The organism is Bacillus sp. L381, from assembly GCF_030284525.1.
Taxonomy (GTDB): domain Bacteria; phylum Bacillota; class Bacilli; order Bacillales; family Bacillaceae; genus Bacillus; species Bacillus amyloliquefaciens.
Window position 1 is genome coordinate 3,355,154 of sequence record NZ_CP127224.1, and the last position, 12,494, is coordinate 3,367,647.

The following is a 12,494-nucleotide window of genomic DNA, read 5'->3' on the forward strand; positions in this document are numbered from 1 at the left end:
TCATCCCTCTTTCGAAAGGTTCTCCTCTTGCCCGTCCCGGTTCATTACGGTCCGGTATTTCTCTTTCAGCGCTTTCGCGTTTTGGCTTGCATCAAAATACGTGCAGACGGTTTGATAAAGTTCATCGGCAGTTTGCGGCGTCCAAGCCGCTCCTTCGTCATATTGCAAAATGGATTCTGCCAGCGTTTCGGGTGAACCCGGTCTGATCAGCAAACGCCGATATTTACCGAATAATGAAGCCAAACCCCCGACATCGGTGCAAATTACCGGCACCTTCAGAGCGAGCGCCTCAATGACCACAGTCGGCATGCCTTCACTGTAGGACGGCAGCGCCATGATATCCGACGCCAGCAGATAATCCTGTATCTTGTCATTCGGCACTTGCCCCGTTACGATGTGAGCGGCTTCCCGCAATGAGGATTTGGCGGGTCCATCACCGACAAATACGGCTTCAAATCTTTCATCCAATGACTGAACGGCTTTTGATAAGTCGAAAACGCCTTTCTCTTTCACAAGCCTGCCGATGAACACGATCAGCTTTTTATCAGAAGGAAGACCGAGCTGTTTTCTGATGGCTTCTTTCGTCTCGTTTCTTTTTTGGAAGGCGTCAAGCGTGATGCCGATCGGAAGCACGCTGCAATCCGCTTCGCTGAGCTTTTTCATTTGTTCCCGCAGACTGCCGCTGACGGCATAAATATCAGCAGCCTCCCGGACCGCAAATGTAAATGCGCGGCGAGCGCTTTTGCTGTAATGCGGATAGACATTGACATCACTGCCATGCAATGTCAGAACATACGGAATTCCCAAGGCTTTTGAGACAATGGCGGCCGCTCCGCCTGACGGCATGGCGAAATGCGCGTGAATCAGATCGGGCTTCAGGCCGTGCTTTTTGATCGCAGAAAGAACCGATGACGCCATTCTTTTATGCGGCTGGGCCCATTTCAGCTGCCCGGGAACCGCCCGATAAAACGGCCGGTGGACGGACACGCCTTTCCGCCATTCATGCGCAGGCCTTATATCCTTTTGCCGATATGTCTTTTTCAGCATCCGGAATGGCGCGGCGAGCTTCGGCCGCGGACAAATGACGGTCATCTCCGCGCCGAGTTTTCTCAGTTCTTGTGCCTGCGTCTCATGAAAAACGCCTTCTCCCGGCTTTTCACTGCTCGGATATACACTTGTCATCCACAATACCTTCATAGCAAACGCCCTTTTCTTAATTTACTTTTCATATGCGGATAAGCTTTTCCTAACAGGAATAAATAACACAATGCGCCGCAGGCTACTGAGATCGCCAGACGCAGCTTTACATCAAGGCTGATCCGCTCGGTGCCGAAGCTGGCTGTAAAAGCGATGACACCCATTGCCGCCGTAAGCAGAAACGGTTTGGCCACGGCTTTGAAATAAACCGACAGACGCAGTTTAATGACATATGCCAACAGCCAGCGCCCGATCAGGAAATTCAGGATGCTGATGAAAGCGTACGTCCAGGCTACAGTCAAGAGGCTGCCGGACAGCACGGCGGCGTACAAAGACGCACCATACAGCAGCATCACCCCGGCATCCCAATAAAATGCCAGATCAGCCCGCCCTTTTGCCAGCAGCACTGATCCGTTCGGGTTCATCAGGACCCTTAAAATCCCGACGATGGCGAGAACGTTTAAGACCGGGACAGCCGTAAGCCATTTTTCTCCGAAAATCGAAGCCACGAATGCATCCGACACCGAAACCAAACCGAGCAAAAGCGGAAAAGAAATCAGCGCGAGCATTTTGGTCATATTGAGAAATCCTTCTCTGATGACGCTGTTTTCATGCTTGTTTTTCGCAAAGACGGGAAATGCCACTCTTGTAATGATCGGATTAATCTTTAATACCGGAAGCGTGACGATCTGATAGGCCAGATTGTAAATGCCGAGCGCCTCCGCGCCAATAAAACTGCCGATCAGAATCATATCAATATTCGCTCCGAGCCGGTTCACAAGCCGGGAAGACAGCTGAAAGGCTCCGAAAGAAAAGAAGCCTTTCATCCCCTTCAGATCAAAAACAAACGCCGGTCTCCATGTTTTTCTGCAGGATATCCAGTACAGAAGACCTTTTGACGATTGCAGCAGCACCTGAGAAATCACATACGCGAGAATCGGATCCGTATAAAAAACCGCAGCTGCCAAATAAACGAAGGACAGCACATTTGAAAAGATTTCAATCTTGCTTAACGTGTTAAACGCCAGCGCTTTTTGAAGCATATACTGATATTGCTGGCCGATCGGTGCGATTAAAAACATGATGGCCAGCACGCGGATCAAATAGGCAAGCTCCTCCCGCCGATAAAAATCGGCAATGAGCGGACTGCTGAAAAACAGAAGCGCAAACAGCGCAAGTCCCGTTATGATATTCAGCCAGTACAGGGAAGACATCTGTTTTTCAGTTACATGATCTTTTTGAATGAGCGCGGCGCCAAAGCCCATATCAAGCGCAATTTGGGCAAACACCACAACCGTTGTGATCATGCCGACAAGGCCGAATTCAGCCAGTGACATGACCCGCCCAAGCAAGGCGAATTGAACGACTTGAATGACCGTAATACACGCTGTCGAAATACTTGTCCATTTAGCGCCGCGCAAGATTTGACTTGTAATACTAGGCATCGTTTTCCCTACTTTTTTGTCTTGTGACCAGAATTTTCTATCGTGCCCCGTCACCGGTCCAGATCACTTTGCACGTTTTGAGCATAATCTTCAGTTCCAATGAAAAGGTCAGGTTGCGGATATAATATAAGTCAAACATCAGCTTTTCCCTCGGTGTCATGTCATATCCCCCGTTGACCTGCGCCCATCCGCTTAATCCCGGCTTAACAGCCAGCCGCTCCGTAAATCCGGGTATCTCAGCCTGAAACTGTTCCGTAAAAACGGGCCGTTCGGGACGCGGGCCGATCAGGCTCATTTCTCCCCGCAGCACATTTAACAGCTGCGGCAGCTCATCAATACGGGTCCTTCTGATAAAAGCGCCGACCTTTGTTACGCGGGGGTCCTTTTTCAGCGCCCAGACCGCCCCTGATTTTTCAGCATCTATTTTCATAGAGCGGAGCTTATACAAATAAAACGGCTTCCCGTCTTTGCCTACCCGCTCCTGCTTATAAAAAGCCGGACCGGGCGACTCCAAACGAATCAGTATGGAGAACAGGCCCATCACCGGGAGCGCCGCCAAAAGCCCCGCAAGCGCAAACACAATGTCCATGAATCGCTTAAAAGCTAAATAACGGGCCGTTCTTTCCGTTACGGCAGCGGAAGTCCCCTGCCGCACTGCATAGTTATTATTTACATTCATGCTTTTCTCTGCTCCCACTGACACACACCTCACGATTTGTTGGGATGTTTGATGACCTATGCCGTGAGTTTAGCAGATGGATGTTAATTGGAAGTAAAGGAAACGTTAATGTTTATTAGAATGTTTCGATTATTGTTTTTTTATTGTAAATCTATTCATATCCATATTTGAGTCAAAGCATAATGAAAAAATAAAAAAACAGACCGGTATGAACCGGTCTGTTTGCAATGAAAAATATTATCTGAAATAGGAGGAAACGCCTTGGGTGATCCCCGCCGCGAGACTGTCCTTTTTCGTTGATTGTTTTAAAATGCTGGCATCAATCGGGCTTGTGACAAAGCCGGTTTCTAACAAAACACTAGGCATTTTGGAATACTTAATCACATAAAATCCGGCAGTTTTCACACCGCGGTCACGCGTACCGAGGGCAGAAACCATTTTCGGCTGAATATTTTGAGCAAGCCTCAGGCTGTTTGCGGATTGGTAGGTTGTATCATAATACGTCTCCGTACCGTTTGCACTGCTGTTATCATTGGCATTTGCATGGACGCTGATGAAAATATCGGCATTCGCCTTCGCCCCTTTGTTCACTCTCTCTTCAAGGGAATCAAAGGTATCGCCCGTCCTCGACATTACAGTAAGCGCACCCGCGCCGTATAATTGGTTGTTAAGGCGCGTAGCAATATCAAGGTTCACATTTTTTTCAAGTAAGCCATTGCCGGTTGCTCCTGAATCCTGTAAACCGTGGCCCGGATCAATAAAGACCTTTTTGCCGACAACGGGGTTTTTAAGCTGCGATGCGGCATTATTGCTTAAAGATGAAGCACTTCCTATGACGGTGAAGCTCGTGATGTTTTTACTTCCGATATACGTCCGAACGTCTTTTGACAGACTGTCTCCATTCGTCAGCAGGTGAACTCTTCCCTGTTTGGCACTTAAAACGCCTCCGACAATGGTATCCGCCTCTTTAAATCCATTGGTAATAAACGTATAGCCTGTGCTTAAGCTTGTCTTTTTCGCAAGATTCACAGACAGATTATAACGGTTTTTGCCGCTGACTCTTGAAGGATTCGGCAGCTTATTGTAAAGCGAGCTGCTGATGCTTCCGGTCCCGCCGATGACAATCGTGTTTTTAATCCCCAGGCTTTTGATCGCATTGGATGTAGAACCATTTAACGTTGAGTCATTGGTAAATAAAATCGGATATTTTTTAGCAGACGCATAAGAAATCGCAGCCATTCCATCTGCATCAACAAACCCGTTTACCACCAGAGCTGTAGAAGATTTTGTCATTTCACCCGCCACTTTTGCGGCTGTGGCATATCTCGTGCTCCCAGACAATCGTTTGACACTGATGCCTAATTTAGCAATTTGATTTTCAGTATTTTTGGAAACGGCAGGTGTGCCGCCTACGATAATCACATTTTTTGTTTTTAAATCAATTAATCCCTTTTTTGTGCCGGCAGACAGCTGATCTTTATTCGTAAACAGCAGCGGCGCATTTTTTTGATATGACAGCGGCGCAGCGGCAATCGCATCAGCATATGAAGTTCCGCCGGTGATAACAACTGTTTTCGCTTCACCCCATGATTGTTTTGCCGCCAATACAGCCGTATCATACCGGGTGCTTCCGCCTATCCTTTTGACCGTATTGTCAGCCAAAGCGGAAGGAACAAAAAGAATGACCCCGAGAATGAAAACAGGGAGACATTTTATGATGAATTTCAATCCGATCTCCTCCACAGAAGTTTAATAGTTTGTAAGTGCTGTATTAGGATAATAGAACGCAAGAATAGAAGTATACGGCTCTCCGGCCTCCGCTCTTTCTTTTGCTCCGTATTGACTCATTCCTACACCGTGTCCGTATCCCTTTCCTGATATCGTGATTTGTGAAGAATTGCCGGACACACTGGCGTATGTACTTTTAAAAGATGAAGCTCCGATCATCGTTCTGAGTTCAGACGCTTTCACCCCAATAGATGCTGTCTTGTTCATAACATAGCCTTTCGACTTGTCATTCACATGGTACGTGACCTTCACCGAAGCGTCTTCTGCCCGCTGGCCTTTTGTTGTTCCGGTAAGTGAGAGATCATTGATGCTTGCAATTTTTATGGAATTTGCATTGGTTTCTTTATTTTTCATCAGCCAATTTCTTATTCCATTGAGCTGCGCAGCATTTGTTTCGTCTGTTTTAGACCACCAGGCTGCGGGATTTTTCATATCCAGGCCGGCTGGCAGCTGCTGCTTCTGCAATGTTAAAGACCAGTTGATTTCCGGATCTTTTGTATCCTTTTTGGCTACTAAATACGGCACTTTCGATCCCCAGACTTCATCGCTGGCTTCCATGTACCCGCCATTGCTTGATGAGTAAGTGGCATCTATCAATTTGCCGGAGTAAGTGAGCACTTTTCCCTTTGTTCCGTCAACGGCTGCTGTGGCATTCGGATACCAGCTGTATCCCCCGTAAACCTGAAAAGCCGTCGTATCCGCAACTGTTTGTCCCGCCTTGCTGATCGAGTAGGTACGGGCGGCAACCGCCTGAGCTTTCAGCGCTTCTGTCGCCCAGCTTCCCGGCATTTCATTCGGCAGGACACCTTTCAGATAATCCTCAAAAGGAATGTTTTCATTAACAGGTCTCACATATTTGCCGGATTCAGCAGAAAAACTCATATTCCCCAAATATGGTTTGCCGTCAATGCTGATTGTGTTTGATGTTGAATATTTTTCAGGAACCGCCTTGAAAGACGTTTTGCCGCTGTTAATGCCGGCAACGCCTAATTTGCCGCCGGACGTTTCAATGCGGTACGTTTTTCCGTTTACAAGATAAAACTCTTTTGCGTAATCAGCCTTAACTGAATCGGCAATTGAATTCGCGCTGCCTATTAATGTATAAGAATAGGTGCCTTTTGTTTTAAAAAGGCTGGCTTCGTCGGCCGGTGTTTCGCTTTTTTTGATATATACAAGCGGCATATGGTTTGCGGCGGCAATATTCGAGCCGACAACGATGTCCGCTAATTTTGTCCCGTTGGCAGCCACCGTTTTGCTTGCATCCATGCCCAACGAAGTGACTGCATTTGCTGATATTTGATATCTGTTTGAGCCGGTAATTCTTTTTGTGACCGAGGCCTTCTTTTTAATTTGATTCTCCACGTCTTTGCTGACGCTTGAAGTGCCTCCCATTATGATTACTTTTTTAGGCAGATTGTAGCTCGGGAGGGAGTCTTTTTTCGTCAGGAGAATCGGATAGCCGTTTTGCGCAGCATAAGGCGCAATCGCCAATGCATCTGTATAAACATCTCCCGTTACTACGACTGCCTGATCATAGCTGCCCATTTCGGCCGCAATATTTTTGGACAGATCATACCTGTTTTTTCCGCTGATCCGTTTCGTGCGGCCGTATTTCTTCAATGTCTTTTCCGCGGCTGACGAAATACTGTTCGTCCCGCCGATGATTAAAATATTATCCGGACTGAATTTCTTGATTTGCGCTTCTGTGCTGCTGCTGAGTTTATTCGCTTCAGTCAGCAAAATAGGCGCTTTCAGTTTATTCGCTAAAGGAACGACGGAAAGCGTGTCCGCAAAATAAGCGTCCGTATTAACGACGACCACATTGGAAGGATTTTTCCAATACTTTGATGTCGCGGTGTTTGCCGTATCATATTTGGATGCGCCTCCCAATCTGACAACGGAGGACACATCGCTTCCGGTCAGTTTATAAGTTCCGGAGGGTTCGATATTCAGAGTCGATTTATTACCTATATAATTCGTCAGTTTTACGGAGATATCAGAACTGGCCGCAAAAGTGTTTTCCGGTAATAAAGCCAGGCTGAATATCACAGAAAAACAGACAGCCCATATTGTTTTCTTCAATTTTTTATCCCGCCTTTTGCTGATCATAGTGTTTTATTTTGCTTTCTCGATTTCCTTGATCTCTTTTTGGCCTTTATCATTTGTGAAATAAGTGATGTTGACTTTGTCATTTTCGCTGAATTTATTCAGAACATCAGAGAAGTCATCAGAAAATTCAAAGCTGACAGGCTGATCATCCACTTTTACTTCAATTGTGTGCGTATCCGCCATTCCGACATAATATGCCGTTTCTTTTTGAGTCTGCGTCTCCGAAGAACCGCTTCCCTTCTTTGATTGATCTGCCGTTCCGCAAGCTGCCAATACAACAGAAAAGAGCAGTATTAAGAACGAAGCTGCAATATTTTTTTTCATTTTTTTCACCTCATCTTTATGTATCGTCTTATACTAACTTTTTTTTAAGGAAATTTTAAGGTCTTTTTGTAACCTTTTTTTAAGAATTTCGTCTATTACATGATTAGAAGTAAAAAAATAACTCGGTTTATAAAGATTAGTAAATTACATCATGAAAGTTAATAGAAAAGGTGATGACAAATGAGAGCTGAACGAAAAAGAAAGAAGAAAAAAGTTCTTTTGACAATCGTAACAATCATCGGGCTGTTAGTTTTATCATCAGGAGGATACGTCTACTACTTGTGGCACAAAGCAGCTTCAACGGTGGCAAGTATTCAGGAAGACTTAAAAAAATCGGACAAGCGTGACACAGATATAGATCTCGGAAAGAAGGACCCGATCTCTGTTTTAATCATGGGCGTCGATGAACGGAAAAATGATAAAGGACGCGCTGATACGATGATTTATATGACCGTCAATCCTAAAACGAGTACAACGGAAATGGTCAGCATTCCGCGCGATACATATACGAAAATCTCCGGCAAAGGAACGATGGATAAAATCAACCACTCCTATGCCTTCGGCGGGACGCAGATGGCCGCAGATACCGTTGAGGACCTTCTTGATGTGCCGGTAGATTATTTTGTGAAAGTAAACATGGAGAGCTTCAAAGATACTGTAGATACACTCGGAGGAATTACGGTGAACAGCACGTTTGCCTTCAACTACGACGGGCATTCTTTCAAAACGGGGAACATCAGCCTGAATGGTGAAGAAGCACTTGCCTACACCCGTATGAGAAAAGAAGATCCCCGGGGAGATTTCGGCAGGCAGCAGCGCCAGCGCCAAGTGATTGAAGGGATTATCGCGAAAGGGGCAAACATCTCGTCTGTCACAAAATTCGGCGATATGTTTAAGGTCATTGAAAACAATATGAAAACAAACATGTCATTCGATGATATGTGGACGGTTATGACTGACTATAAAAACGCCCGCAGCAAAGTCATTCAGCATGAACTGAAGGGAACGGGAACGAGAATTAACAATATCTATTATTATAAATTAGATGAAGCAAGCCTCGCTTCAGTAAAAAAAGAATTAAAAGAAAGCCTGAATTAATAAAAAAACTCTGCATTTCATGCAGAGTTTTTTATTCTGTAAAAGGCTGCGGACGGGTTTTTCTATAGCCGTAACGATACAGCAGTTCCTCCGCAATCCGTTTTGAGGCCGATCCGTCACCATAGGGGTTCGATGCCTTTGACATCCGTTCATATTCAGCCTGATCGGTTAAGAGCTGCTTTGTCAGCTGATACACCGTTTCTTCATCTGTCCCCGCAAGCTTTAATGTTCCGGCTTTCACTCCTTCGGGGCGCTCGGTTGTGTCCCGGAGCACCAGTACCGGCTTGCCGAGGGAAGGCGCCTCCTCCTGCACCCCGCCTGAGTCGGTCAAAATGAAATGGGCTTTCGCAGCGAAGTTATGGAAATCCACAACCTCCAGAGGTTCTATTAAATGCACTCTGTGCGAATCAGCGAAATGGGCCTCTGCGGCTTCACGAACGGCGGGATTCAAATGGACGGGGTAAACGACTTGTACGTCCTCAAACTCTTCAACGACTCTTCTGACCGCCTTAAACATCTGTTCCATCGGCCTGCCTAAATTCTCACGTCTGTGCGCTGTCAGGAGAATCATCCTGCTTCCGTCCAACTTGTCAAAAATCGGATGAAAATAATCTTCCCGGACTGTCGTCTGAAGCGCGTCTATCGCCGTATTTCCCGTGACAAATATGGAATCCGGCTTTTTATTTTCCGCAAGCAGATTCTGTTCAGCCTGGCTTGTCGGCGCAAAATTCACATCAGCGATCACGCCTGTCATCTGCCGGTTGACTTCCTCAGGGAAAGGAGAGTATTTATTTTGCGTACGCAGTCCGGCTTCTACATGGCCGACTGCGATTTGATGATAGAAGGCGGCAAGGCTTCCGGCGAAAGTTGTCGTCGTATCTCCGTGAACCAAAACGATATCAGGTTTTACTTCTTGAAACAGCTTGTCCAATTTCAACAGAGCATGAGATGTAATTTCAGAAAGCGTTTGACGCTCTTTCATAATGTTCAAATCATAATCAGGTGTAATGCTGAATGCTTCAAGCACTTGATCCAGCATCTGTCTGTGCTGTGCGGTTACAGTCACCAGTGAATCAATTTCCGGATATTTTTCAAGCTCTAATACGAGCGGAGCCATTTTAATTGCTTCAGGTCTTGTACCGAATACGGTCATTACTTTTAGTTTTTTCAACGGTTTGTCTGCACCTCGTTTTATAACATATTTATGCCGTTTCTTAGATATTGTAAAGCTTAACGGCAAACAAAGCAAAAACCTTTATAAGACTCTTTGAAAGCGGATTAAAAGGTGTGAATTTCAATCAATTGTGGTAAAGTTGAAAAAGACTAGATTATAGTTCTTAAAAAAAGATTTAGCAGAAACAAGGATGGTGTTATTCAATGAAGAAAGTACGCAAAGCCATTATTCCGGCAGCAGGTTTAGGCACTCGTTTTTTGCCGGCCACAAAAGCAATGCCTAAAGAAATGCTGCCAATCGTTGATAAGCCGACAATTCAGTATATTATCGAAGAAGCTGTCGAATCCGGCATCGAAGACATTATTATCGTAACCGGAAAAGGTAAAAGAGCAATTGAAGACCATTTCGACCACGCGCCTGAACTGGAACGAAACTTGGAGGAAAAAGGGAAAATCGAACTGCTCCAAAAAGTGAAAAAATCGTCAAACATCGCGGACATCCACTATATCCGGCAAAAAGAGCCAAAGGGACTCGGTCATGCGGTTTGGTGCGCACGCAACTTCATCGGTGATGAACCTTTCGCCGTTCTTCTCGGCGATGATATTGTCCAGGCTGAAAAACCGGGACTTCGTCAGCTGATGGACGAATATGAAAAAACATTGTCTTCAATTATCGGAGTTCAGCAAGTTCCTGAAAGTGACACACACCGATACGGAATTATCGACCCGTTAACAAATGAAGGACGCCGTTACCAGGTCAAAAATTTTGTAGAAAAGCCTGAACCGGGCACAGCCCCTTCCAACTTGGCGATTTTAGGAAGATACGTTTTTACTCCTGAAATTTTCATGTATTTGGAACAGCAGGAAGTCGGCGCCGGAGGGGAAATTCAATTAACGGATGCCATTCAAAAGCTTAATGACATTCAGCGTGTCTTCGCATATGATTTCGAAGGAAGACGTTTCGATGTCGGTGAAAAACTTGGATTTATCGAAACGACGCTTGAATTTGCCTTACAGGATAACGATATCCGCCATAAATTAATTCCGTTCATGAAGGACCTTCTCGAAAAAGAAGAATCTAATGAATAGAAAAAGCTGCCGAATCCGGCAGCTTTTTTTATGTGATCTTTACTTTTTAGACGTTACGGTCAGTGTTTTATCAGCATTGTTCACAGAGAAAGTATATTCCTGGTTTTTAACCATGAGCAAGTGCTGGTTGATTTTGCTGCCGCCTTTTTTACTTAAAGCTGAGATGTCTGCGGGACGCGATAAATGAAAAATCACTTCGGAGACTGTATTATTTTCAATCACAAAATCCGTTTTTGCATCGGATTCTTTTATTACTTTTCGTCCGTCATCCGTTTGCCCGTCAGCCGGATTTTTCAATTTGCTCTGGACATCGTCCCGGCTTTTATTTATATATGAGAGAAACTCTTTTGCTGTTTGGCTTGATAAACTGCTGCTGAAATCATCGAGCTGAACATCCGTCTTTTTTAAGGCGTTCATTTTATACAAATCAGCCTTTTTCATAAAGTACTCTTTATCATTTAATTTCACTTTGGCCGCCTGGTTATTCTCGGCTTCCACCTGCACCTTCGTGCCGAAACTTACACTTGCGGAGACTTTCCCTTTTATATCTTTTTCAGCATAAAGATCCGCCTTTTCAGCTTTTACCAAAGCAGGTTTATTCACCGACTCATAAAGCCCGGCATCGCTCTGTTTGACGTCACCGAAAGATGTGATCGCACGCAGAGGCTTGTCTGAGAACATCGAAGCGGCCGCGCCTACAGCCAGTAATGCAAGCAGCGTAATCTGTATCGTATTGGCAATGAACTTGGGCTTCGCTTTCTTTTTCTGCGCCTGAGTGATTTTCTGTTCTTCGGCAGCCCTCGTTCTGCCTTCAATCTGCTCATTTTGGTATTTCTTCTTTTCTTTCTTTGAAAGCTTGTTGAACCAATCCACAAAAGCTTTATATTCCTTCACAACGGCCTTTGTTTCGTCAAACATACGCATTTCGCCGTAATGCATCCAAGCCACACGATCACACATTTTCTCAATCTGTCCGATTGAATGACTGACAAAAAAGATCGTTTTTCCGCGTTCTTTAAATTCCGTAATACGGTCTACACATTTTTGATAGAAAGTCTGGTCTCCTACTGAGAGTGCCTCATCAATAATAAGGATATCAGGATCCATATGTGCCGATATAGCAAAGCCGAGACGGGATTTCATACCGCTTGAATAGCTTTTAACAGGCTGATCTATAAAGTCGCCGATATCCGCGAATTCAACGATTTTTTCATAAAGCTCGTCTATCTGCCGATTGTTGAGACCCATCATCAAGCATTTCAAACGAATGTTGTCCTTACCGCTTAATTGATTGTTTAAACCGGCGGAAATGGCGATTAAAGACGGCTGCCCGTTCATATCAATCTCTCCGCTTGTCGGCGGGATGATTTTTGCCAGCAGGTTGGACATCGTTGATTTTCCCGAGCCGTTGATACCTACGAATCCGATCGTTTCTCCTTCATAGACGTCAAAAGAAACATTTCGGACAGCGAAAAAACCTTTTTGATTTCTGTTTGGGAAAAACAGCCCTTTAATTTTGTCAGACTGTTTTTTATATAGAAAATACTGTTTTGAAACATTTCTGAACGAAACTTTTAGTTTCATCGTATAAT

The 12,494-nt window shown here is 45.0% G+C and carries 10 protein-coding genes; 2 read left to right on the plus strand and 8 right to left on the minus strand.

Going from position 1 to position 12,494, the window contains the following annotated elements:
• From tuaC to lytA, 6 genes are all read right to left on the minus strand, one after another.
• A complete protein-coding gene (tuaC, locus tag QRX25_RS17240; protein WP_212099509.1) occupies window positions 1-1,197 on the minus strand; it encodes a teichuronic acid biosynthesis protein TuaC in 1,197 nt (398 codons plus the stop codon).
• Entirely contained in the window at window positions 1,194-2,642 is a 1,449-nt protein-coding gene (gene tuaB / locus QRX25_RS17245) for a teichuronic acid biosynthesis protein TuaB (protein ID WP_212099511.1), read from the minus strand. The genes tuaC and tuaB overlap by 4 nt, the downstream gene beginning before the upstream one ends.
• 37 nt (window positions 2,643-2,679) lie before the next feature.
• Window positions 2,680-3,339, minus strand: coding sequence for an exopolysaccharide biosynthesis polyprenyl glycosylphosphotransferase (locus QRX25_RS17250; protein WP_014471097.1), 660 nt, complete (start codon window positions 3,337-3,339; stop codon window positions 2,680-2,682).
• Window positions 3,340-3,558: 219 nt separating this feature from the next.
• On the minus strand, window positions 3,559-5,049 hold the full coding sequence (locus tag QRX25_RS17255) for an N-acetylmuramoyl-L-alanine amidase (RefSeq protein WP_212099514.1): 1,491 nt from the start codon (window positions 5,047-5,049) through the stop codon (window positions 3,559-3,561).
• 21 nt (window positions 5,050-5,070) lie between these two features.
• Window positions 5,071-7,191, minus strand: a complete 2,121-nt coding sequence (locus QRX25_RS17260; protein WP_212099516.1) for a SpoIID/LytB domain-containing protein — start codon at window positions 7,189-7,191, stop codon at window positions 5,071-5,073.
• Between the two features lie 33 nt (window positions 7,192-7,224).
• Window positions 7,225-7,542 carry an acidic lipoprotein LytA gene (lytA, locus tag QRX25_RS17265; RefSeq protein ID WP_065982463.1) on the minus strand — a complete coding sequence of 106 codons (318 nt, stop codon included), beginning with the start codon at window positions 7,540-7,542 and terminating at the stop codon, window positions 7,225-7,227.
• A 180-nt stretch (window positions 7,543-7,722) separates the two neighbouring features.
• Here lytA and tagU point away from each other — a divergent pair, with 180 nt between their 5' ends.
• Window positions 7,723-8,640, plus strand: coding sequence for a polyisoprenyl-teichoic acid--peptidoglycan teichoic acid transferase TagU (tagU, locus tag QRX25_RS17270; protein WP_065982464.1), 918 nt, complete (start codon window positions 7,723-7,725; stop codon window positions 8,638-8,640).
• Between the two features lie 31 nt (window positions 8,641-8,671).
• Here the strand turns inward: tagU and wecB are convergent, their stop codons facing one another.
• The gene (gene wecB / locus QRX25_RS17275) at window positions 8,672-9,811 is read right to left on the minus strand and encodes a non-hydrolyzing UDP-N-acetylglucosamine 2-epimerase (protein WP_071347503.1); all 1,140 of its coding nucleotides are present in this window, start codon (window positions 9,809-9,811) and stop codon (window positions 8,672-8,674) included.
• A 206-nt stretch (window positions 9,812-10,017) separates the two neighbouring features.
• On the opposite strand from wecB, the gene galU reads away from it, so the two are divergent.
• On the plus strand, window positions 10,018-10,902 hold the full coding sequence (galU, locus tag QRX25_RS17280; protein ID WP_212099518.1) for a UTP--glucose-1-phosphate uridylyltransferase GalU: 885 nt from the start codon (window positions 10,018-10,020) through the stop codon (window positions 10,900-10,902).
• A gap of 39 nt (window positions 10,903-10,941) precedes the next feature.
• Here the strand turns inward: galU and tagH are convergent, their stop codons facing one another.
• Window positions 10,942-12,486 carry a teichoic acids export ABC transporter ATP-binding subunit TagH gene (tagH, locus tag QRX25_RS17285; RefSeq protein WP_212099520.1) on the minus strand — a complete coding sequence of 515 codons (1,545 nt, stop codon included), beginning with the start codon at window positions 12,484-12,486 and terminating at the stop codon, window positions 10,942-10,944.
• Window positions 12,487-12,494 lie beyond the last annotated feature (8 nt).